Consider the following 20,925-nt stretch of genomic DNA (forward strand, 5'->3'; position numbering starts at 1 on the left):
AGCGCTCCTCCGGCTGGGCTCGAACCAGCGACCCTTCGATTAACAGTCGAATGCTCTGCCAACTGAGCTACGGAGGATTAGTGCTCTTCTTGAGCACGAGTCATAACTCTAGAACACCCTGCGCACAGATGCAAATCCATCCCACGACAGCCAACGAGGTCCACCTCGGGAGCGGTCAAGAGTTCGCCCTGCAGAGCAGAGTTCGCAGGAAATCCAGCACAACCACATGAGGAGCAAACCGCCCGCCACCGGCGAAAACTCGCACTATCTAGGGAATGTTCAAGCCGACGCGCCGGTCATTTCATAAATTCCCTGTGACAATGTTGCAGTTTTGTCATATTATGGCTTCTTGAAACTCAACAGCCTAGGCTTCGACCTTCTTCCTCCTTCGAGTCGGGCCGTTAGTTTTTATACGGGGAAACATGTCTCTTTTGAATAAAGTGACGGTCGCCGCAACAGCGACTGTCATGCTATTCGGCACGGGCATCGCATCCGGTTCCGCGGTCAGCGCTGCCCCCGCTACTTCCCAGGGAGACACTGGCGAGACCAGCAGCCTGGGTGGTACGCAGATTTCAACCGAATCTGAAGAAGCCGGACCGGCGCAGATGGCCTCCGCTGCCGCTGAGCACGCACAGCTGCTCGGCAATGCGACCGGTGAAGTCAAGTGCGTCATCAAGGACAACGGCTGCTACCAGGCGTTCGCGCAGGGTGCGCTGTTCTTCTCACCTGTGACGGGCGCCGAACCGGTCGTTGACAAGATGTGGCAGCAGTACCGCGCCAACGGCTTTGAAAACGGCTCGTGGGGCTACCCGCTCGACGCACCCGTCACCAACGAAGACGGTTCCGTCACCCAGCGCTTCCAGGGCGGCGTGAAGGAGGTTGCGGCTCCCGCACCGGAGCCTGCACCGCAGCCGGAATCTGAAACGCAGCCGGCACCGGGCGGCAACACCGACAACGGCCAGGAACAGAGCCCTGAACCTTCTTCCGAAGCTTCACAGGAGCCTTCGGAAGCACCGTCGACGCAGGCACCGCAGCCGGCGCCCAAACCCTCACCGAAGCCGGAATCGAAGAAGCCTGCTCCGAAACCAAAACCGAAGCCGAAGCCTAAGAAGAAGGATTCGAAGCCCAAGAAGTCGAAGAAGGTTTCTGAAGACCAGCTGCGCAAGAACATCATCAAAGAAGCGCGCAAGGGAATCGGAACCCGCTACGTGTGGGGCGGCACAAGCCCCACGAAGGGCTGGGACTGCTCGGGCTTCACTCAGTACGTGTACAAGAAGAACGGAATCAACATTCCGCGAGTGTCCGGCGCACAGCGCAGCGCCGGCAAGGTGGTCAAGGCATCTGAGGCCAAGCCCGGCGACATCATCTGGGTACCCGGTCACGTCGGCATCGTGTCCGACAAGAAGGGCAAGATGATCGACGCGGGTTCACGCCGCACCGGCACATCCGAGCGCAGCTACGCCTGGATGGTCAAACGCGGAGCGAAGTTCATCCGCTACATCTGATAAGCGCAGGTCAGCTCAGCTGACACCGCGTTGAAAGACACAGAAAGAGCCGCAGACTTAACTGTCTGCGGCTCTTTCTATCTGCCTGCGCTTCCGCAGTGGTGTGTTCCGTCGGCGCTCAGCCTGCGGAGACGATCTCCGCTCCTTCTGCGCGCAGCTCGACCTTGCGGATCTTGCCCGAAACCGTCATGGGGAAAGACTCACGGACTTCGACATAGCGTGGAATCTTGTAGTGGGCCAGTTTGCCCTGAGCGAATTCGCGTACATCTTCCGCTGTCAGTGTTTCCACTCCTTCGCGGAGGATGACCCAGGCCATGAGCTCTTCGCCGTACTTGGGGTCGGGCACACCGACCACCTGCACATCGCGAATTGACGGGTGCGTGTAGAGGAACTCTTCGATTTCGCGCGGGTAGACGTTTTCGCCGCCGCGAATCACCATGTCTTTGATTCGTCCCGAAATGTCGAGGTATACCGCTTCGTTCATGATCCCGAGGTCCCCGGTGTGCATCCAGCCATCGGCATCGAGCACCTCGGCGGTTTTGTCGGGCTGATTCCAGTAGCCCTTCATGACGCAGTAGCCGCGTGTGCACACTTCGCCCTTCTGCCCCCGGGGCAGGGTCTCCCCCGTCACGGGGTCGACGACCTTGACTTCCGTGTGCGGCATGACCGTCCCGACGGTTTCCGTGCGGGCTTCGAGTGAATCATCAACTCGGGTCATGGTCGACACGGGCGCGGTCTCCGTCATTCCGTAGCAGATGGCAACTTCGGACATGTGCATCCGCTCGATAACAGCCCGCATGACTTCGACGGGGCACGTGGATCCCGCCATGACGCCTGTGCGCAGCGTTGAAAGGTCGTAGTCGTCGAAGTTCGACAGTTCAAGTTCGGCGATGAACATCGTCGGCACGCCGTACAGCGATGTCGCTTTCGTCTTCTCCACCGCGCTCAGGGCAGCACTCGGTTCGAATCCTGCGCTTGGGATCACAGCCGTGCTTCCGTGGCTGAACGCAGCGAGGATGCCGATGACCATGCCGAAGCAGTGGAAAAATGGCACGGGAAGGACGACCGTGTCCTCTTCTGCGTACGCGAGGTTTTCGCCGATCAGGTAGCCGTTGTTGAGGATGTTGTGGTGGGTGAGCGTCACACCCTTGGGGAAGCCGGTTGTTCCCGAGGTGTACTGCAGGTTGATCGGCTCGTCACAGCTGAGCGAATCCGTGATCTGGCGGATGCGCGTGCGCACTTTGGCACCTTCGTCCGCCAGAAGCCTCTCCCCGGCTTCGAGGAGAGCGGAGAACTTTTCCTCCGGCGCGATCTCGTGTTGTTTCATCGGTATTGCGGTCGGTTCGTGCGATGTGTCGACGTAGACCACTGACAGGTTCTCAAGTTTTGCGGCGACCGCCCTGCTCACTTCGACGAAGTCGATGTGAGGAGGTGCCGATACCTGGCTGATGAGCATCGTGGCACCGGAGTGCTCGAGGATGAACTCGAGTTCGTGTTCCCGATAGGCCGGGTTGATGTTGACGATGATGACGCCGAGTTTGGCCGCCGCGTACATCGTCAGCACCCATTCGGGAATGTTCTGGGCGAAGATCCCGAGGCGGTCGCCCTTATTCAGGCCGCGTTCCATAAGGGCGGCGGCCAGGCGATCGGTGTCACGCTCAAGTTCGGCATAGGTCCACGTGCGGCCGGTGGGTAGGTCGAGAAGCGCTTGCGCGTCGGGCGTCTGCGCTGCCTGTGTGGCGAAATTGCCGGCAATCGTGTCTCCGAGAAGCCCTGCTGAAGCGGGGCCGGATGAATATGACAGGGTCACGACTCTGTGCTCCTTGCTGTTGTTTTTCACACGCCTGTGTGCGATGCGCATCACTTTGCCACAAACGAGGCACTGTTTCTACAGACACCCGCGACCACCCGGATGTTCGCACCTATCATGGGGGTATGGGCAAAGTCATAGTCCTCGGTTCGATCAACATCGACACGGTCATCCGCGCTCCCCGCTACCCCAGACTGGGTGAAACACTCATGGCGAACAGCGTGCGCACCATGCCCGGCGGAAAAGGAGCCAATCAGGCTGTTGCCGCACACCGGTCGGGCGCTGAAACGCTCCTCTTGTCCTGTGTTGGTTCGGATGCCCAGGGGGCGTTCTACCGCAAGCATCTTCAAGCTTCCGGCCTGAGTACGGAGTTTGTGCGCACGACCTCGGGGCCCACCGGGTCCGCGACGATCGTCGTCGAAGATTCCGGCAACAACGCGATTCTGTTTGATCCGGGCGCGAACGCCGCGGTCGGCGAACCGGAGATTGAGGTCATTCTTGAGCATGCACAGCCCGGGGATGTCCTGACGATCGTGTTGGAAATCCAAGACCAGGTGGCTTTGCGCGCCCTCGCAGCCGCTCAAGAACGCGGCGTGACAACCCTGCTCAACCCCTCCCCCTGGACGCAGGCAGCCCAGAGCCTCGCCGACTCCGCTGACATCGTGATCGTCAACGAACAGGAATCAGCACGACTCAACCGCGTTGACGAAAGGGTGTGCATCACCTTCGGCGCTCAGGGCGCTCTGTGGCGCGGCATTCACGCACCCGCGCGCCGAATAGAGGCCGTCGACACAACGGGCGCGGGCGATACGTTCGCGGGAACACTGGCCGCAGCCGTTGCCCGGGGACTCTCGACCGAAGAAGCTTTGCAGGCCGCAACAGAAGCCGCGACCGACATCTGCGAACGCGATGGCGCGCAGGACTGGCAAACACTGAGCAACTAAAACTTTGCCCGGCGTTCATTTAGCGTTAACGTAAACCTTGTCATCATTCGGTTCCACACCGACCCACATCCGCCTGAGCACGCTCTGCGGTCACGGGTCCTTCACCGCGCGGAGCCGATCTCGCACATAAGCGGAAGAAGACAGTGGATTTCGTCGTACTCATCGTCGTGCTCGTCATCGCCTTGGCGCTGTTCTTCGATTTCACCAACGGCTTTCACGACACGGCCAACGCAATGGCGACCCCGATTGCAACAGGGGCCCTCAAACCGAAAACAGCCGTGGGGCTCGCAGCAATCCTCAACCTCATCGGCGCGCTCCTGTCGACGGAAGTCTCCAAGACAGTCTCGGGCGGCATCATCAACGAGGACCGGATAGGCGGGGATCTGTTCCCCTCCCTCATCTTCGCCGGACTGATCGGCGCCATCTGCTGGAACATGCTCACGTGGCTCTTGGGCCTGCCCTCAAGTTCGTCGCACGCTCTTTTCGGCGGACTGATCGGCGCGACGATGGTCGGTATCGGGTTCACAGCCGTCAACATCGGCGGCGTCCTGTCCAAGATCGTTCTGCCAGCCATCCTCTCGCCGCTGACAGCCGGCATCATCGCCTTCGTCGCGACCAAGGTCGCATACGGCGTTACCCGCCGCTACGACAAAAAGCCCTCGGGCCGTGACGGGTTTCGGTGGGGTCAGATCCTCACTTCAAGCCTCGTTGCACTCGCCCACGGAACGAACGACGCGCAGAAGACGATGGGCGTGATCACCCTCGTCCTTATCGCGGTCGGCTGGCAGTCGTCTGCCGATCACGATCCGCAGATGTGGGTTGTCCTCGCCTGCGCCTTCACAATTGCCCTGGGTACGTACATGGGCGGCTGGCGAATCATCCACACGCTCGGCAAGGGCCTCACCCAGGTGCGCCCAGCCCAGGGATTCGCCGCGGAGTCCTCCACAGCAGCGACGATTCTCGCCTCGTCCGCCCTCGGCTTCGCACTGTCGACAACCCAGGTCGCGTCAGGTTCTGTCATCGGTTCGGGCATGGGCAGGCGCGGTTCAACCGTGAAATGGTCCATGGCCGGAAAGATCGTGCTCGGCTGGCTGGTCACTCTGCCGGCCGCAGGCCTCATCGGGGCTCTTGCCGCGATCTTCGTTGTTCTTCTGGGCAACATCGGTCTTGTCATTGACTTCATCGCAGCCACTGCAATTGTTCTCGGCCTCTACCTGTACTCGAAGCGCGACAGCGGCGAACCCGACGAAGCGCTGTCACACGATGTCGCCGATGCCGGTTTCGCGGTGGATGTCGACACGGATCCCCCGCCCACGCCGCGGCAGGCACGCGCCCAAGAGCGCCGCCGCAGTGAACGGATTGGCATCGACGGCGACAGCGGAAAGGAAGAATCGTGATCACAATCGACTGGGCCGCATTCCTCCTGGTGTTTGTCTCCGCTTTGGCGGGAGCCGTGTTCCTCGTGGGCTTCTATGCCCTCGGGCTGCGTCTGCTTGTGGCCGGCGGCAAGCCTCCGGTGGTGCACCCGGCAGAATTCCCCGATGCCATCACCGTGATGTCACCCAAGCAGATCCGCAAGGCGGAAAAGAAAGCAGCCAAAGCAGCCAAAAAGGTGCCGCTGTCGCCTGGTGCGCAGAAGCTCGTGCTGCTGTGCGCCTACTGCTGCTTTGCCCTGTGCGCAGCCGTCATCGTCTTCGGTGTTCTGCTGCTGTTGGTGTTCCGCTGATACTCCCGCTCTCCCAGGATTTGTGACGGTTGGGCCGATAGGGTGAGAAGCATGGCCGAAAACTCACCTCACAGCTCCAAGCAGGGGCGCAGTCGCACCGCCTACATCATCATCGCCATTATCGCGGTGGCTGCCTTCATCGCGGTTGTCGCACTCGCACAGCTCACGTCCGGCGGCACGCCCTCCGGTGACGAGCAGGCACAGCGCAGTGCCCCCTCCGCCTCGTCCGCCGATGGGGACAATGCGCAGGAAGAAGGCGATTCATCGGAAGGCGCTGAAGCCGCCGCAGCCGGCGAGGAAGGCGAATGGGTTCGCCGGGACGCAGACGACTCCGCCGCTGTTGGCGATGTTGACGCTCCCGTCGTCATCACCGAATGGACCGACCCGCGCTGCCCGTTCTGTGCGCACTTCCACAACAACATCCTTCCGGACCTGCAGAAGAAATACGTTGACACCGGCAAGGTGCGCTTCGAATTCATCACCGTGGCGTTCTTCGGCGAACAGTCCGCGGCCGCCGGCGCAGCTATGGAAGCTGCCGGCAAACAGGGCAAGTACAGCGAGTATTCGGATGCCCTCTATGCGGCCGCGCCCGACAAGGGCCACCCCGATCTTCCGGAAGACAAGCTGGTGGAGTTTGCCGAAACCGCTGGTGTTGGCGATATCGAGAAGTTCCGCAAAGACATGAAAGATGCCACGCTCATCGACAAGGTCAATGACGAAACTGCGAAGGCTCAGCAGTACTACGGAATCCAGGCAGTGCCCTTCTTTGCATCGTCCGATGGCGAAAGCGCACTGCGCGGAGCGCAGCCGGTGGAGAACTTCGAAGAATTCATTGACGAACAGCTGGAGAAGGCCGAAGCTCAATGAGCCTGGGGCTTCTTGGAGCTTTTGCCGGCGGAGTTCTCACACTCTTGAGCCCGTGCTCTGCAATGCTCCTGCCGGCATTCTTTTCCTACGCTTTCACGTCACCAAAAGAGCTGCTGGGAAGGACCTTCATTTTCTACCTGGGGCTGGTGACCACGCTCGTCCCGCTGGGAATTCTCGCCGGTTCAGTCGGCGCCTTCGTCACGGTCCACCGCGAAGCTGTCGTGGCGGTGGCCGCCGTCGTGGTCGCCATCATGGGTGTTCTCACAGCTCTCAACGTGAATCTCCCGTTCATGCCCTCAGGCGTGCAGAGTGCAGGGCGTTCATCCGCATCGGTCTATCTTCTCGGTGCTGTGTACGGGGTGGCGGGTGTCTGTGCGGGGCCTATTCTCGGAGCTGTTCTGACGGTCGCCGCGACAAGCGCATCCGCGCTGTGGGGTGGCCTGATCCTTGTGTTCTTCGCTGCAGGCATGGCTCTGCCTCTCGTTCTGCTGTCAGCCCTGTGGACGCGCCTGCCCGCTGTCCAGAAAATGGTCCGCCCGCGACCGGTTTCGTTCGGACCCATCACAACCACGTGGACGAACCTGATCGGCGGTCTGCTCATGGTGGCACTTGCCGCACTGCTGTTCTTCACGAGCGGCACGGCCAAGCTGACTGGCTTCCTCGGCGCAGGAACGCAGGCGCGCATTGAAGGGTGGGTTCTGCAGAATTCATCAGCCGGCGTCGAGTTCGTCATTCTCGGTGCCATTGCCGTGATCACTGCAGTAATCGCCGTCGTTGTTCTCAAACGCCGCGGTCCGCGCAATGACTGACTTCACGGACCGTCGATTTTGCATTGGTCCGATGCATGGTCTAAGCTAGTACCTGTTGCCCAGACGGGTTCTGGGGGATTGGCGCAGTTGGTAGCGCGTCTCCATGGCATGGAGAAGGTCAGGGGTTCGAATCCCCTATCCTCCACTCGAGAAGCTTTGAGACAGCACTCGTAAAAAAGGCCTCCGGTTCGCCCGGAGGCCTTTTCATTTCCCCTTCTGCCACTCTGCACTGACTGTGAGCCACTGCCCTGCATACCGACTTCCTGGGCTCACCCTCACGCACTGCATACCACTCTCCTGCATTTCACTGCCATGGCAACATCCTGGTTCTTTCCGCAGGCCCCTGGTCATATGCGCGTTCATCTATAAGACTGGTGACTGCGGCTACATCCGCCTAATCCGCAACCAACAACGACGTTCATCATCGGATGAGTTAGGAAATTTCCATGTCAACCATGAAAGCAGCGGTTGCCGAAGAGTTCGGTCACAACCTCAATGTCTCTGATTCCAATCTGCCAGAACCCGGCGAACACCAGGCGCTGGTGAAGCTCATCGCCACCGGTGTCTGCCACACAGACCTGCACGCCATGGAGGGCGACTGGCCGGTCAAGCCCAGCCCGCCCTTCATTCCCGGCCACGAGGGTGTCGGCATCGTCGAGAAGCTCGGCCCCGGCGAGCACACAGTGAAGGTCGGCGACATGGTCGGCAATGCCTGGCTGTGGAGCGCGTGCGGGCACTGCGAACACTGCCGCCAGGGATGGGAAACGCTGTGCGAGCAGCAGGAAAACGGCGGCTATTCCGTCAACGGCTCCTTCGGTGAGTACATGCTCGTCGACACCCGCTACGCCCCGGTCATTCCCGAAGGATCTGATCCTCAAGAGGTCGCACCCGTGCTCTGTGCCGGTGTGACCGTGTACAAGGGCCTGAAGATGACCGACACTCGCCCCGGACAGTGGGTTGTCATCTCCGGCATCGGCGGGCTGGGACACATCGCTGTCCAGTACGCTGTCGCAATGGGACTGCGCGTGGTCGCCGTTGACATTGCCGAAGACAAGCTGGCTCTGGCTCAGAAGCACGGCGCTGAAATCATCGTCAATGCTCTGACAGAAGACCCCGCTCAGGCCATTCAGGACAAGATCGGCGGAGCCCACGGTGTGCTTGTCACCGCCGTCCACGAGCAGGCGTTCAGTCAGGCGATCGGCATGTCACGCCGCGGCGGAACCATTGTGTTCAACGGTCTGCCGCCGGGCGAATTCTCCGTGTCGATCTTCAACGTCGTCCTGGCTGGTCTGACGATCCGCGGTTCGATCGTCGGCACGCGTCAGGACATGGTCGAAGCTCTCGACTTCTACGCCGCCGGCAAGATCAAGCCGACGTTCTCCACGCGCCGTCTTGAGGAGATCAACGACGTCTTCCAGGAGATGCGCGACGGCAAGATCGAAGGCCGCGTGGTCATCGAATACTGATCACTCCCCTGCCGCCGCCAGCGGCAGCCAAGATTCACGAGGCGGAACTCAGGTTCCGCCTCGTGTTCTGTTGGCGGGGGCTGCCGACTGAGTGCAAAGTCCAGTCGCACGGCATGAAATCCAAGAGATTTCACAGGCGCATCGAAGCCAAGACGGTAGAATTGGCGTACGTCAACGACGAAGTTGGCATCAGCGACAGCCGATCGAATGATTCCGAGGTTCGCGGCAGATCAAGCAAAAGAAGGAGGCATCATGACTAAAGCCAATATCGGCTTCTGGCTATCGTTGGCAGCCTTCATCGTACTGTTCGGCGCATTCATTGCATCGGGGACCGTTTCAGGAATGGAACGCGATGCGAATATCTACGGCGGGCCGTCCGAGCTGATCTTTCCCATCTCCGGAATCGGAGCACTCATTGCCGCCGGAGTCGCCATAATGTGTGCGGTGAAAGGCCGCTTCTTCAAAAACTGAGGATAACAACAGCCAACCCTCACGAGGCGGAACTCAGGTTCCGCCTCGTGTTCTGTTTAGGGACTGCTGCAAAAAGGAGACCGGAAAACTCGACTCTCTGCTCAACGCCCGGAAAGCTTAGAGCCAGCACTCATGGAAACCGCGGCTCGTCCGGAGCTTCGTACCTTTGCCCTTGCTCTCGAACGGATCTTCACAAACGCCACGGCGCTGACAAGCAGCACACCGCTGACAGCCGCCATGAGCGGAGCTGTGGGCAGGTCGAGCACATAGGCCGTCCAGAAGCCCGCCACCGCGCTGATGACAGCAATGACGAGGCTCAGTGCGATGACGACCGGCAGACGATTGCCGAACAGGACCGCAACCGCCGGCGGCACCACAACGAGCGCGACGACGAGAATAGCGCCCGCGGCATTGAACGCCACCACGACAGTTACGGCCACGAGAGCCATGAGCGTGTAGTCAACCGTTCTAACAGGCAGACCCATGGTGCGAGCCAGAACCGGATCGAAAGTCGCCAGGGACAGCACCCTGTAGGTGCAGGCGATGAAAATCGCCGTGACAGCGAAGACACCAAGAAGCATGAGCGCCGTCTGCGGACCGAGGTTCACTCCCCTGACAAGCACGTGTTCACTCGGCAGAGCCATAAGGTTCAAATCACCCGTCAGCACGGTGTCCTCGCAGATGTGCACCGACTTCAGGCTCGTGGACAGAAGAATCACTCCACCGGCGAAAAGAGCGGGAAAAATGAGCCCCTGATCGGCGCCTCGTGCTATCAGTCCGGTCCGGCGCAGCCATTCAGAGCCGAGCACCACGATCATGCCCATGGCCGAAGCGGCTGCAATCATCCACGGCGAATGGGTTGTGCCCGACACAATCGCCCCGATGACAACACCGGGAAGAACAGCGTGAGACATCGCGTCAACGAGCATTGACTGGCGCCGCAGCACCAAGAACACCCCGGGCAGAGCACATGTCACCGCGGTGGCAACAGCCAAAAACACGGTCGCCGCTGCAATGCTCATCTGCCATTACCTCCCACAACAGCCAACCGGGCTGCATTCCGCCGGGCACGCATGGCCCTGCCGATAACCGAGCGCCGCGGGGCAAAAAGAACCGACACGAGGAAAACTGTGAAGAGCACCAACACCACAATCGGGCCTGTCGGCACTCGCCCGAAGCTGACAGCGGCATAGGACCCGACGGCGCCGGCAGCGCCGCCGATAGAACCTGCGAGCATCACCATAGATCTGAGGCTTCCCGTCCACTGGCGAGCAGATGCTGCCGGCATAATCGCAAACGCCACCATGAGGATGAGCCCCACTGACTTCACGCCGATGACGACGGCAACTGTTGTCGCCACCCCCAGTATTGGCCCGAGCACGGCTGACCGATAGCCCAGGGTGTGGGCAAAGACCGGATCGAAGGTGAACAGCCCAAAAGCACGCCAGCCGATGATGACCGTCAGCAGCGCCGCACCGCCGCACACCGCGATCACAAGCAGGTCTTCGTGCGTTGTGGTTGCGGCATTGCCGAAGATATACGTTTCAATTCCCCCACGGCCCGGCAGCGACGACAGCGACGCCGAGCGCAGCAGCACGATACCGCTGCCGTAGAACAAAGCGAGAACTCCGGCCATGGCTGCATCTGAGCCCAGGCGGGTGCCGCTGATCCAATTCACGGCAAACGCCGCAAGAGACGAGGAAATCACCGCGCCGATCGTCAGAGTCACCATCGACCTGCCTGACACGCCAAGTACGGCAACCGCGATGACAAAGGCCGCAGCAACGCCGAAGACCGCCGAGTGCCCGATGACATCGGCAATGAGAGCCTGCCGGCGGAGATACAGAAAACAGCCCATCGCACCCGAGAAGGACCCCACGAGAACAGTTCCGATGAGCATGGTACGGAACGTGTAGTTCAGCAGAAGCTCACTCGGTGCGACGAAACCCGCGGCCAGCAGATCAGCGGTCTCCACTGGGACCTCCCTCCGCTGTGATGATGGTCCCGAAACCGTAGACCGAGCTGAATTCCCGACTTACGAGCACCTCGTCAACAGGCCCGCTGAGCACACAGTGGCCCTTGTTCAAAACGGCGGCGCGAGTGCAGAAATCGCGGACTGTCGTCAGGTCGTGGTGGACAACAACGACTGTCTTGCCGGATGCGCGCAGCTGGCGAATGACCTCGAGGACGACTTTTTCGCTCGACGCGTCGATGCCCGCCAGAGGTTCGTCGAGGAGAAACAGGCCGGGGTCCTGTGCGAGGATGCGGGCCATAAAGGTTCGCTGCTTCTGCCCGCCGGACAGTTCAGAGATCTGCTGTCCTTCGAGATCCGCAATCCCCATGGTGTTCAGAGCTTCATCAACCCGCTGACGCCGGCTGGCGTTGATGCGGCCGAACAGCCCGACTTCGCCGTACAGGCCCATCGTGACGACATCGCGCACTGTTGCCGGGAAATCCCAGTCGATATCCGCAGATTGGGGCATGTAGCCCACGTGCCTGCGCATCTGCGAAAGCGACCCACCGAAGAACTGCACCGTACCCGCCAGGGGTTTGAGCAGTCCCAGTGCTGCTTTCAGAAAAGTCGACTTGCCTGCACCGTTGGGGCCCATGATGGCAAGCACTTCCCCAACGGGAGCCGCGAGATCAACGCCGTCAAGTGCGAGCTTGTCGTGATACGCGGCTGTCAGTCCGCGCGCTTCCAACGCTGGGGCTCCCGCAATGGGTTTAGCTTCCCGAGCTCTGTTTGTCATCGATGCTCCGTTCAGCTCAGGGCTTCTGCAATTGCATTTGCGTTGTGTTCAAAAACACCGAGATACGTGTCAAGCGGGGCGGATTCGCCCAGTGAGTCTGCGTAGAGCTCCTTATCGGAGATCTCGACCTCCCACCCCTTCGCTTTGACCGCCTGCTTGAGGTGTTTGATCGCCTCTGGGCTCTTCAGGTTGTCCTGGAAGATGACCGGCACCTTGTGGTCGGCAATCGTCTTTGCAAGTTCATCAATCTCAGCAGCCGACATTTCGGATTCGGATGACACGAAGTCTGTTGCGTAGATTTCCATGTCGTAGGTCTTGCCCAGGTAGTTGAACGCATCGTGTCCGGTCACAAGGACGCGATTCTCTTTGGGAATCCGCTCGAGCTTTTCTTTCGCATCCGCCGCAACTTCATCGATTTTCTTGTTGTACTCTTCCGCGTTAGTCGTGTACTGATCCGCGTTTTCGGGGTCGATCTCACCGATCTTCTCTGCCGAGGCCTGCACAACCTGCTTCCACAGGTCGGGTGAGTTCCACACGTGCGGGTCATGGCCTTCGATCTTGCCGTCCTCTTCCCACGGCAGCAGCTCAGATTCGTCAAGCTGTCCAGCCGCGGCAAGCTGCTTGTCGCCGAGCTTGTCCAGCTGATCCATCATCTGGTGCTCCATGTCGCGGCTGGTCCACAGCACGACGTCGGCTGAATCGAGCTTCTCGGTGTCGCGAGTGGTCAGAGGCTGAGTGTGTGGGTCTCCCCCGGGCTTGACGAGCACGGTGACATCGGCGTCGGGGGCGATGTTCCTTGCCGCGTCCCCCAAGTAGCCGGTGGTGGCAACGATGCTGAGCTGCCCCTCTTCACCGTTGCCCGTCGTGGAGGGGGCACAACCTACCGCACTCATTGCCAGTACCGCACCTGCGATGCCCGCCATTGCGCGCTTGAACCCGAGTCGCTTCATTTTCTGCCTTTCGTTGCCGCGAATCACGCATATATTAAGTTCGCTTAACACAAATTAGGATGACCTAATGCCACGAACAAATAAGTGTCCGTTTATGCAGATCCGACCTGAGTCGAGCGCTCCCAAAACTCACGAGGCGGAACTCACGTTCCGCCTCGTGTTCTGTTTTCGGAGACTACAGTTGGCATATGGCACTCGAACACACACAGGTCGCCCTCCAACTGCCCTCGGGGCGGGAACAAGCACACATCTGGACCACCGGAACACCGTCACAGCGACAGCCGCTGCTGTTCATTCACGGTTTTCGAGGCGATCACCACGGCCTGCAGTTCATTGCCGAAAACATCAAAGGCCGACAGTCGTTCATTCCCGACCTGCCTGGCTTCGGTCAGACCCCTCCCCTGCCTGGCAAACAGACGCTTGAGACCTACACGTCATTTGTTCGCGGTCTTGCCGACTGGATTGAAAACCAGACAGGGAAGCAGCCTGTTCTGGTGGGCCATTCCTTTGGTTCGATCGTGGCGGCACACACTGCAGCTGAAGCACGAGCGCCCAGACCCCTCGTGCTCATCAACCCAATCGTCAGCCTGCCCGACCGAGGACCGGGCAGGCTGCTCACTGTGACAGTCGACAACTACTACCGCATTGCCGAAGCCGCTCCTGAAAAGATCGGCAATTTCCTGCTGAAGAACCGACCGACAGTGCGACTCATGAGCGAAGCCATGGCCACCAGCCGCGACCGCGACACCCGTCGTTTCATTCACGACCAGCACCAGCAGCACTTCAGCAGCTTCAGCGACCGCAAATCACTGGCAGATGCCTACCGGGTATCAACTCACCACACGGTCCGCGAGGTGGAAACGCAGCTAACTATGCCCGTATTGGTCATCAGCGGCAGGGCGGACGCCATCGCTGCGCCCAGGACCACCCGCGCGTTCGTCAAACGCCTGCCGAACGTCGAACACCATGAGTTCCCTCGTGTGGGCCACCTGGTGCACTATGAAAGACCGGCCGAGACCGCCCGGTTGATAGAAAACTGGCTAGACTGAGGGCACACGCGCAGACATCAGGAGGAACCATGTCGGTAGTGAAGATCAACGTTCTGTCAGTGCCCGAAGCACAGGGCGAAGAACTCGAAGCCCGCTTCGCTAAGCGAGCCCACAGTGTCGACCAGGCCCCGGGCTTCGAAGGCTTCCAAATGCTCCGCCCCACAGCGGGAACCGAGTCCTACTACATCGTGACCCAGTGGGACTCCGAAGAGTCCTTCCAGGCGTGGGCTGCCCAGCGCACCCACCGCGGACCCAATGAGTCCCTTTCCAAACAGGAAGGCCTGCTGGAGTTCGAAATCGTCGAATTCGACTGAAGACTCGACTGACACTCCCTAAGCTCTAACAGACCAAAGCCGGCGTCCTTACGAGAACGCCGGCTTTGTCATGTGTGCGGGCTGTTCTGCGTTCGCTGTTTCTGTCGTGTGTGCTGACAGGCGTCGGGTACACGATTCCCGATGGCGCAGAGCTCAGCAGCCGGGATCAGTCGTAGGGCTTGAACTCATCGACGTCTGCGGCATCCCGCAGACGACCGGGTTCGGCCAGACGGTTGACCACAGTTTTGCGGCTGACAGGCGAACCGGACACGTAAACGGCACGCGACAGCACGTTCGAGGCGACACTCGATACGACGATCAGGGACAGGAAGCCCAGGATGGCCATGATCAGGTGCAGAATCTTAAAGCCCTCAGTGCTGAGCGTGAAGACATAAGCCGAGGCGAGGATCATCGGCATGGCCAGGCCGGTGCCCGGCGAGAACACATTGATCCGACTGAGAGCATCGCGCGCACGGAACATGGCAATAACGGTGCCCAGCAGGATGAGGCTTCCCCCAATCCCGAAGATGCCCACGAGAACGACGGCGAGGGTTTGCATCAGCGGTGCCCCCTGGTGAGAATTCGCGAAAGCGCAATTGTCGACAGAATGCCCAGCAGCGACGCCAGGAAGATCACATCTAACAGAATAGAGAGGTTCACGAGCATCGCGATGAACACCAGAATGCCGACCGCGCAGAAGTAGACGAGGTCACCGATGATCGCCCGCGAACCGCTTTCCTTAGCGGTGAGAACACGGATGAGACCCAAAACGATCGTGCAGGCGAGAATGCCGATGCAGATCCAGATGATGACAGTCACTGCTGATCGCTCCTTCGCGGAGGAACTTCGCCGCGCAGGGCTTTGAGCAGCCTGTCCTCCATGTCGTAAAGGCCGTCGAGCACTTCCTGTTCGGAGTCCCCGAACAGCGAGTGGACGAACAGCGTCGGCGGCGTCTTCGACGTGCCGGATGCCGTTGCGACCACGAGGGTGCCCGGCGTGATCGTGATCGACTGGGCCATTGACGTGATTTCAAAATCGGTGACGCAGCGCAGCGGCAGCTGAACGATCATCGGGTTGCCGTAGGGTTTGCGCGGCAGGTTTGACAGAACATCCCACGTACCCAGGAGGATCTCCTTGAAGATCCACAGGGCGTAGGCAATCAGGTGCAGAGGCTTCATCATCGTCCCAGCACCGCCTCGACGTAGGGAGCGTAGTCAAGCATGGATTCGGCTGCGGCGTTTGTGACTTCGGCAAGAGCGCCGGCGCCGAAGAACAGGGCAACGGACACGACGATGAGCGACGCGCCCGGAGCCAGAAGTTTGGCGGGGATCCGCACGTCAGCGGGCAGGTCTGTCAAGGCCGCGCGACCGGTGCTCGAAGAGTCTGGACGGTAGCTGCTCATAGCGCCACCCCAGAAGGTGTTGCGCCACATGCGCTGCAGGGCCAGCACCGTAATGCAGGCGCCAAGCACGATAACCCCAATGAAGGTGAAGCCGAGCGGTCCGGGGTTCTCTGCCGCTGAGCGCACGATGCCGAGCTTGCCCCACAGGCCAGATGTCGGCGGCAGGCCGACAAGAGAAAGCAGACCCAGTACGTAGAACACCGCAGTCCAGCGATCGCGGAAAGCCAGGCCAGACAGGCGGCGGAAAGCGCCTGTACCGTAGGTCTGTTCAATCGCTCCGGTCAGCAGCAGCAGACCGGCCATCGTGATGATGTGGTGGACCATGTAGAACATACCGGCCGAAAGCGATGCAACTGTCAGCAGAGAAGCACCGATGAGGATGTGGCCGACACCGTCGGTCATCATGAACGCAAGCACATTGCGCATGCGGTTGATGCCCCATGCCGACAGGGTCGCGGTCAGAATCGTGACAACGGCGACGATCGCAAGAGGGATCTGCCACGAGTTCGTCGAACCGTAGGCCACGGTGTACACGCGGTATATGCCGTAGAGGCCGACCTTTGTGTGCAGAGCCGAGAACAGGGCCATCATGCCAGCAGACGTGTCCGGGTAGGACCGAACGAGCCATCCGTGGACGGGAACAAAGCCCGCTTTGATGCCGAGAGCAGTCACGACAATTGCCAGGCCCAGACCGCCCTGGGCAGTAATGTCACCGTTCATGCCCATCTGCGCGAGCACGGCGATGTTGACGGTGCCCAGTGCGGCATAGACAAATCCAACGCCGATGACCAGAAGCGTCGAGGTCAGCAGGTTGACCATGACGAACATACGGCCCACGCCCAAGCGCTTCCACGTACCCGTCACAGCGATGAGGGCATAGCTGGGAAGAACCATGACCTCAACCATGACGAAGAAGTTGAAGAGGTCGCCGGTGAGGAACGCTCCGGTGACGCCGGCCATCATCATGAGCACAAGTGACGGCAGGAACCTGTACTGATCTTCGCCGGTCACGACGAGGAACCAGCAGCACACCACCGCGGCAAGTGACGTGACCAGCACCATGAGAGCTGAGAACGCATCGACAACAAACGGAATGGCCAGACCGCCCTCATAGGCGCCGACGTTCTCTGCGTAGACGCTCCCGTCGATCGTCGCCATCAGCATGTACACAGCGGCTGCCGCATTGATGAGCGGAATGCCGAGCATTGCGACGATGTCGAGCCAGCGGCGACGTATGAGAACAGTCAGGGCGGTGCCGAAAAGCGGCAGCCCAACAAGAACTGTGAGAAGAGCGGCACTCATGCTTCGCCCTCCCTGAGTCCCTGCTTCACCTCGGCAAGAGCCGAGTCGCTCAGCAGTTCGTCCTCAGTGACATCGCCTTCGCGGATTTCCCCGGTTTCGGGGATCGTCTTCTGGTCGTCATCGTGGCCGAGAACAGCCAGAGCAAGCATGAAGATGGTCACCGCCAGCGTAATGACGATCGCAGTAAGCACAAAGGCCTGCGGCAGCGGGTCAGCCGCATCAGCCGGAAGGGACCGGCCGCCCAGCGGTTCGTGGCGCCACGCAGAAACGCCGGAAGCCAGGAGTGCAAAGTTGGCGGCGTGCGAAACGAGTGCCAAGCCGAAAACGGCGCGGACCATCGACCGCTGCATCATGAGGTACACCCCGCCGGCGGTCAGGATTCCGATGGTGATCGAAAGAATCACTGTCGGCCTCCGTTCTTCTGGTCTGCTTCCTGCTGATCAACAACGCCCAAGCTCCTGCCGGGCCGCAGGCGCTGCCGGGCTGTCGGCCTTTGCGCCCGGACTGCGTCGAGCGGACCGGAGAGTTCACCGTGAACCATTTCGTCTGTGCGTTCGCGCGTACGTTCGAAGTCGACGTCACGGTGCATACGACCACCGGTGAGAACGTCCGAACCGGCCGGCGTGAAGGCGGAGTCCGAGGTGCCCAGCAGGTTGAAGGACACGAGGATGAGGCCGACAACCGCGAGGTAGACACCGACATCGAAGATCATCGACGTGGTCCAGTGCTGCCCAGCGAAGTGACCGTGGGCTGGCTCGAGGAACGAACCTGTCATCACCAAGTTGAGGAAGCCGGTCATCACCGCAGTCATGACACCGCCGCCGATCAGGTACAGCGGCAGGCGCGGCGGACCGATAGCACGGTCGTTCGATGTGGCCATGTAAGCCAAGCCGATAATCGCTGAACCAACCAGAGCGGCAATAAAGCCGCCACCGGGCTCATTGTGACCGCGCATGAAGATGATGAACGAGGTCAGTGCAAGAATCGGTGCCGCAACCTTGAACGTCAGGCGCAGAGCAACGAGGTTGGGCCAGGCTTCGAAGACCGCGCGGTGCGCGACGGTGCCCTTGGGCCGCACCGCAACCCACGGCTTGCGCGGAACTTCCGCGATTTCGGAGGCCGGCGGGTCGATGTAGCGGTCCCGGACGGACGACATGACAGCGACGATCGCGATGCCGGCCATACCGAGAACAGTGAGTTCGCCGAGGGTGTCCAGGGCACGGAACTCCACGAGGATCGTGTTGACGATGTTGTCACCACCGGAGATTTCGGGAGCTTCGTGGAGGTACTTCATGGCGATCTCGGACCGCTCGCGACGACCGGACACAAGGAACGTCACAAGCGCCATGGCGCCTCCGACGACAACGGCGAAGACAGCACGGCCGAACTGCTTGCGCTTGGGGTAGCGCCAGAAGGTCTTCGGCAGCTTCTGCAGAACGAGCATGAAGACGATGATCGTCATGGCTTCGACCAGCAGCTGAGTCAGCGTGACATCCGGTGCGCCAAGAGCCATGAGCTGCACGGTGGCCAAAATGCCGACGGCGGAAAGAGAAATCGTGGCGGTCAGGCGTGAACGCGCCATACAGACCGACAGGACCGCAAAGCCGATGACGAGCATGAGCACAACGTCCATTGTGCGGTTGAGGTTCTTCTGCAGGGGCGGCACACCACCGGAGGCGAAAACGGCAATCGCTCCGCCGTAGACGACAATCGCAAGCAGCGTAAACGAAGCTGTGAGGTGCGGCAGCGCGCGTTCGGAGCCGATGAAGCGGTTGAGAACCACACCACAGCGGCGGAAGACACCCTGAATGCCGCGCAGAACCTGCGCGGTGGTGATGGGCGGGCCGGACTTGGCAAAAGCGGCAAACACCCTGCTGCGGAAGGCAATGACAACCAGACCCGCGATGATGATGACGATGCTCGCGGCAAGTTCCAGATTGAATCCGTGCCACAGGGACAGGTGCACATCTGCCGATTCACCAAGAGACGAAGCCACACCGGGTGTGAGGAACCGTTCGAGGCTGCCAAGAGTGAACACGAGCGGAACGGATGCGAGGATCGGCAGGGCAGCGAAGGTGAACATGACCGGGTCGGACGGGCTGAGCTCAGACTTGTCGACTTCCGGACCGTCAATGAACGCACCGAACACTATCCGCACGCAGTAGGCGATCGTGAAAATCGATGCCAGTGCCGCTGCGATGAGCGCAACCACACCAGCGACCGAACCCGCTGACAGCAGACCGGAGAAGATCGCCTCCTTCGACACAAAGCCCATCAGAGGCGGAATGCCAGCCATGGAGGCCGCACCGATGACGGTGACGGCAAAACTGAAGGGAGCAATACGCGCAAGCTTCGGAATGGAGCCGAAGATCCGCGTGTGCCCGATGTGGTCGATGACGCCGACCATCATGAACAGGCCCGACTTGAACATCGCGTGGGCAACAACGTGCAGAAGACCGGCGGTCAGCGCAAGCGGAGTGCCAACTCCAACAGCCGCCACAATGAGGCCCAGCTGGCTGACCGTGGAAAACGCCATGAGCTTCTTGACGTCGTCCTGTGTCAGCGCCAACCAGCCGCCCACAGCAACCGTGATGAGCCCCACCGTGGTGAGCAGAACATTCCACACGACAACGTCATGGAACGCGGGCGAAAAGCGAAACAGCAGGAAAATACCGGCCTTCACAACGGCCGCGGCATGCAGATAGGCACTCACCGGAGTGGCGGCCGCCATCGCATCAGGCAGCCACGCGTGGAACGGGAACTGAGCCGACTTCGTAAACGCCGCGACCGCCACCAAAACAGCGGCCGTCGGAGCAAGCCACGGAAGATCCGACCAGGCACTTGAAGCCAGAGCTGCCGATACCGAGGTGGTGCCCGTCGTCATCGCGATGAGCGCAACTGCGGCCAACAGCAGGACACCGCCGAAGAACGTCATAAACATGGTGCGCAGCGACGGCGCCCATGCGGCCGGGCCCGAACGGGCAATCAGCATAAACGAGGCCAACGACGTGACTTCCCAGCACACAAACAGCAGGAAGAGGTCATCTGCGAGGACGAGGCCGACCATGGCGAAGGTGAAGGTCGCCATCAGCCAGTAGAAGCTCGTCGTGCGGCCCGGCGGGAAATAGCGGGTCGAATAGAACAGCACGACCGCACCGATGAGAAGCGCAATGTAGGTGAAGATGACGCCGAGCCCATCGGCTTGCAGCGCGGCACGTGCGCCCAGCGCCGGGACCCAGGCAACAGACCACGATGGCGTGCCGCCGGCAAAGACTGCGGTTGCAGCAGGAGTGAAGACAATCGCGGCTGCGATGTATGCCGCTCCGATGATCCAGCCGGAAATGCGCCCGAAGAATCGCGTAATGAGCGGTACGAGGACAACAACCGCACCCAACAGTCCAAGTGTCGATGCGAGTTCCACGTAGGCGCCTTTCATCATCGGCGAATCGGTAAAGGTCAGGGACATCTTAGCGGCGCCGTGACTCCATCACCAATCCGGGCGGGACCAAGCCCGACCTCCGGCATCAGGCAGTGCTCTGAAACCGGTCCAGGGTCCTCGT

20 protein-coding genes, 2 tRNA genes and 1 pseudogene are annotated in these 20,925 nt (G+C 60.6%); 11 read left to right on the forward strand and 12 right to left on the reverse strand.

Annotated elements, in window-relative coordinates; all coding sequences use genetic code 11:
* Positions 1 to 4: 4 nt before the first annotated feature.
* A tRNA-Asn gene (locus tag HMPREF3172_RS07730) sits at positions 5 to 77 on the reverse strand.
* A 345-nt stretch (positions 78 to 422) separates the two neighbouring features.
* Between HMPREF3172_RS07730 and HMPREF3172_RS07735 the strand changes: the two genes are divergently transcribed.
* Positions 423 to 1,505: an NlpC/P60 family protein gene (locus HMPREF3172_RS07735; protein WP_083281464.1), complete on the forward strand. Its 1,083-nt coding sequence runs from the start codon at positions 423 to 425 to the stop codon at positions 1,503 to 1,505.
* A 118-nt stretch (positions 1,506 to 1,623) separates the two neighbouring features.
* On the opposite strand, the gene HMPREF3172_RS07740 is transcribed toward HMPREF3172_RS07735, so the two are convergent.
* Complete coding sequence (locus tag HMPREF3172_RS07740) at positions 1,624 to 3,366, reverse strand: AMP-binding protein (protein ID WP_070516597.1); 1,743 nt, start codon at positions 3,364 to 3,366, stop codon at positions 1,624 to 1,626.
* A gap of 74 nt (positions 3,367 to 3,440) precedes the next feature.
* Here HMPREF3172_RS07740 and HMPREF3172_RS07745 point away from each other — a divergent pair, with 74 nt between their 5' ends.
* The 8 genes from HMPREF3172_RS07745 to HMPREF3172_RS07780 all read left to right on the forward strand — a co-directional run bounded on the left by HMPREF3172_RS07745 (position 3,441) and on the right by HMPREF3172_RS07780 (position 9,598).
* Positions 3,441 to 4,259 carry a ribokinase gene (locus HMPREF3172_RS07745; RefSeq protein ID WP_070428273.1) on the forward strand — a complete coding sequence of 273 codons (819 nt, stop codon included), beginning with the start codon at positions 3,441 to 3,443 and terminating at the stop codon, positions 4,257 to 4,259.
* A gap of 143 nt (positions 4,260 to 4,402) precedes the next feature.
* Positions 4,403 to 5,656: an inorganic phosphate transporter gene (locus HMPREF3172_RS07750; RefSeq protein ID WP_070428272.1), complete on the forward strand. Its 1,254-nt coding sequence runs from the start codon at positions 4,403 to 4,405 to the stop codon at positions 5,654 to 5,656.
* Complete coding sequence (locus HMPREF3172_RS07755) at positions 5,653 to 5,985, forward strand: peptidase (protein WP_370919318.1); 333 nt, start codon at positions 5,653 to 5,655, stop codon at positions 5,983 to 5,985. The genes HMPREF3172_RS07750 and HMPREF3172_RS07755 overlap by 4 nt, the downstream gene beginning before the upstream one ends.
* Before the next feature lie 51 nt (positions 5,986 to 6,036).
* The gene (locus HMPREF3172_RS07760) at positions 6,037 to 6,852 is read left to right on the forward strand and encodes a DsbA family protein (RefSeq protein WP_070516599.1); all 816 of its coding nucleotides are present in this window, start codon (positions 6,037 to 6,039) and stop codon (positions 6,850 to 6,852) included.
* Positions 6,849 to 7,661 carry a cytochrome c biogenesis CcdA family protein gene (locus HMPREF3172_RS07765; protein WP_070516601.1) on the forward strand — a complete coding sequence of 271 codons (813 nt, stop codon included), beginning with the start codon at positions 6,849 to 6,851 and terminating at the stop codon, positions 7,659 to 7,661. Before HMPREF3172_RS07760 ends, HMPREF3172_RS07765 begins: the two co-directional genes overlap by 4 nt.
* A 72-nt stretch (positions 7,662 to 7,733) precedes the next feature.
* Positions 7,734 to 7,806, forward strand: a tRNA-Ala gene (locus HMPREF3172_RS07770).
* 301 nt (positions 7,807 to 8,107) lie between these two features.
* A complete protein-coding gene (gene adhP / locus HMPREF3172_RS07775; RefSeq protein ID WP_061942615.1) occupies positions 8,108 to 9,127 on the forward strand; it encodes an alcohol dehydrogenase AdhP in 1,020 nt (339 codons plus the stop codon).
* Positions 9,128 to 9,379: 252 nt separating this feature from the next.
* A complete protein-coding gene (locus HMPREF3172_RS07780; RefSeq protein ID WP_070516603.1) occupies positions 9,380 to 9,598 on the forward strand; it encodes a hypothetical protein in 219 nt (72 codons plus the stop codon).
* Positions 9,599 to 9,699: 101 nt separating this feature from the next.
* On the opposite strand, the gene HMPREF3172_RS07785 is transcribed toward HMPREF3172_RS07780, so the two are convergent.
* The 4 genes from HMPREF3172_RS07785 to HMPREF3172_RS07800 are packed head-to-tail and all read right to left on the reverse strand — an operon-like array spanning position 9,700 to position 13,298.
* Positions 9,700 to 10,620, reverse strand: coding sequence for a metal ABC transporter permease (locus tag HMPREF3172_RS07785; protein WP_070428486.1), 921 nt, complete (start codon positions 10,618 to 10,620; stop codon positions 9,700 to 9,702).
* Positions 10,617 to 11,573: a metal ABC transporter permease gene (locus HMPREF3172_RS07790; protein ID WP_062021611.1), complete on the reverse strand. Its 957-nt coding sequence runs from the start codon at positions 11,571 to 11,573 to the stop codon at positions 10,617 to 10,619. The genes HMPREF3172_RS07785 and HMPREF3172_RS07790 overlap by 4 nt, the downstream gene beginning before the upstream one ends.
* Complete coding sequence (locus tag HMPREF3172_RS07795) at positions 11,560 to 12,348, reverse strand: metal ABC transporter ATP-binding protein (protein ID WP_070516604.1); 789 nt, start codon at positions 12,346 to 12,348, stop codon at positions 11,560 to 11,562. The genes HMPREF3172_RS07790 and HMPREF3172_RS07795 overlap by 14 nt, the downstream gene beginning before the upstream one ends.
* Before the next feature lie 11 nt (positions 12,349 to 12,359).
* Positions 12,360 to 13,298 (reverse strand): metal ABC transporter substrate-binding protein, encoded by a 939-nt coding sequence (locus tag HMPREF3172_RS07800; RefSeq protein WP_019175376.1) that lies wholly within the window; start codon positions 13,296 to 13,298, stop codon positions 12,360 to 12,362.
* A gap of 188 nt (positions 13,299 to 13,486) precedes the next feature.
* Here HMPREF3172_RS07800 and HMPREF3172_RS07805 point away from each other — a divergent pair, with 188 nt between their 5' ends.
* On the forward strand, positions 13,487 to 14,347 hold the full coding sequence (locus tag HMPREF3172_RS07805; RefSeq protein WP_070423680.1) for an alpha/beta fold hydrolase: 861 nt from the start codon (positions 13,487 to 13,489) through the stop codon (positions 14,345 to 14,347).
* A 29-nt stretch (positions 14,348 to 14,376) separates the two neighbouring features.
* On the forward strand, positions 14,377 to 14,661 hold the full coding sequence (locus HMPREF3172_RS07810; RefSeq protein WP_062021621.1) for an antibiotic biosynthesis monooxygenase family protein: 285 nt from the start codon (positions 14,377 to 14,379) through the stop codon (positions 14,659 to 14,661).
* Between the two features lie 166 nt (positions 14,662 to 14,827).
* Here HMPREF3172_RS07810 and HMPREF3172_RS07815 read toward each other — a convergent pair whose 3' ends face one another.
* The 6 genes and pseudogenes from HMPREF3172_RS07815 to HMPREF3172_RS07840 all read right to left on the reverse strand — a co-directional run bounded on the left by HMPREF3172_RS07815 (position 14,828) and on the right by HMPREF3172_RS07840 (position 20,831).
* The gene (locus tag HMPREF3172_RS07815; protein ID WP_061942603.1) at positions 14,828 to 15,220 is read right to left on the reverse strand and encodes a cation:proton antiporter; all 393 of its coding nucleotides are present in this window, start codon (positions 15,218 to 15,220) and stop codon (positions 14,828 to 14,830) included.
* A complete protein-coding gene (locus HMPREF3172_RS07820; RefSeq protein ID WP_019175380.1) occupies positions 15,220 to 15,480 on the reverse strand; it encodes a monovalent cation/H+ antiporter complex subunit F in 261 nt (86 codons plus the stop codon). The genes HMPREF3172_RS07815 and HMPREF3172_RS07820 overlap by 1 nt, the downstream gene beginning before the upstream one ends.
* Positions 15,477 to 15,842, reverse strand: a complete 366-nt coding sequence (locus HMPREF3172_RS07825) for a Na+/H+ antiporter subunit E (RefSeq protein ID WP_256173310.1) — start codon at positions 15,840 to 15,842, stop codon at positions 15,477 to 15,479. The genes HMPREF3172_RS07820 and HMPREF3172_RS07825 overlap by 4 nt, the downstream gene beginning before the upstream one ends.
* On the reverse strand, positions 15,839 to 17,365 hold the full coding sequence (locus HMPREF3172_RS07830; RefSeq protein WP_019175382.1) for a proton-conducting transporter transmembrane domain-containing protein: 1,527 nt from the start codon (positions 17,363 to 17,365) through the stop codon (positions 15,839 to 15,841). The genes HMPREF3172_RS07825 and HMPREF3172_RS07830 overlap by 4 nt, the downstream gene beginning before the upstream one ends.
* An 80-nt stretch (positions 17,366 to 17,445) precedes the next feature.
* A pseudogene (locus HMPREF3172_RS07835) lies at positions 17,446 to 17,769 on the reverse strand (sodium:proton antiporter); the annotation flags it as partial.
* The gene (locus HMPREF3172_RS07840) at positions 17,766 to 20,831 is read right to left on the reverse strand and encodes a DUF4040 family protein (RefSeq protein ID WP_070516607.1); all 3,066 of its coding nucleotides are present in this window, start codon (positions 20,829 to 20,831) and stop codon (positions 17,766 to 17,768) included. The pseudogene HMPREF3172_RS07835 and the gene HMPREF3172_RS07840, both read right to left, overlap by 4 nt.
* Positions 20,832 to 20,925 lie beyond the last annotated feature (94 nt).

The organism is Brevibacterium sp. HMSC08F02 (assembly GCF_001807555.1).
Taxonomy (GTDB): domain Bacteria; phylum Actinomycetota; class Actinomycetes; order Actinomycetales; family Brevibacteriaceae; genus Brevibacterium; species Brevibacterium ravenspurgense.

Coding starts and splice junctions, on each gene's coding strand:
- HMPREF3172_RS07740 (WP_070516597.1), bottom strand. CDS start 3,366: ATGCGCATCGCACACAGGCGTGTGAAAAACAACAGCAAGGAGCACAGA.
- HMPREF3172_RS07745 (WP_070428273.1), top strand. CDS start 3,441: ATGGGCAAAGTCATAGTCCTCGGTTCGATCAACATCGACACGGTCATC.
- HMPREF3172_RS07830 (WP_019175382.1), bottom strand. CDS start 17,365: ATGAGTGCCGCTCTTCTCACAGTTCTTGTTGGGCTGCCGCTTTTCGGC.
- HMPREF3172_RS07735 (WP_083281464.1), top strand. CDS start 423: ATGTCTCTTTTGAATAAAGTGACGGTCGCCGCAACAGCGACTGTCATG.
- HMPREF3172_RS07800 (WP_019175376.1), bottom strand. CDS start 13,298: ATGAAGCGACTCGGGTTCAAGCGCGCAATGGCGGGCATCGCAGGTGCG.
- HMPREF3172_RS07785 (WP_070428486.1), bottom strand. CDS start 10,620: ATGAGCATTGCAGCGGCGACCGTGTTTTTGGCTGTTGCCACCGCGGTG.
- HMPREF3172_RS07780 (WP_070516603.1), top strand. CDS start 9,380: ATGACTAAAGCCAATATCGGCTTCTGGCTATCGTTGGCAGCCTTCATC.
- HMPREF3172_RS07825 (WP_256173310.1), bottom strand. CDS start 15,842: ATGATGAAGCCTCTGCACCTGATTGCCTACGCCCTGTGGATCTTCAAG.
- HMPREF3172_RS07810 (WP_062021621.1), top strand. CDS start 14,377: ATGTCGGTAGTGAAGATCAACGTTCTGTCAGTGCCCGAAGCACAGGGC.
- HMPREF3172_RS07795 (WP_070516604.1), bottom strand. CDS start 12,348: ATGACAAACAGAGCTCGGGAAGCTAAACCCATTGCGGGAGCCCCAGCG.
- HMPREF3172_RS07840 (WP_070516607.1), bottom strand. CDS start 20,831: ATGTCCCTGACCTTTACCGATTCGCCGATGATGAAAGGCGCCTACGTG.
- HMPREF3172_RS07765 (WP_070516601.1), top strand. CDS start 6,849: ATGAGCCTGGGGCTTCTTGGAGCTTTTGCCGGCGGAGTTCTCACACTC.
- HMPREF3172_RS07760 (WP_070516599.1), top strand. CDS start 6,037: ATGGCCGAAAACTCACCTCACAGCTCCAAGCAGGGGCGCAGTCGCACC.
- adhP (WP_061942615.1), top strand. CDS start 8,108: ATGTCAACCATGAAAGCAGCGGTTGCCGAAGAGTTCGGTCACAACCTC.
- HMPREF3172_RS07815 (WP_061942603.1), bottom strand. CDS start 15,220: ATGCAAACCCTCGCCGTCGTTCTCGTGGGCATCTTCGGGATTGGGGGA.
- HMPREF3172_RS07805 (WP_070423680.1), top strand. CDS start 13,487: ATGGCACTCGAACACACACAGGTCGCCCTCCAACTGCCCTCGGGGCGG.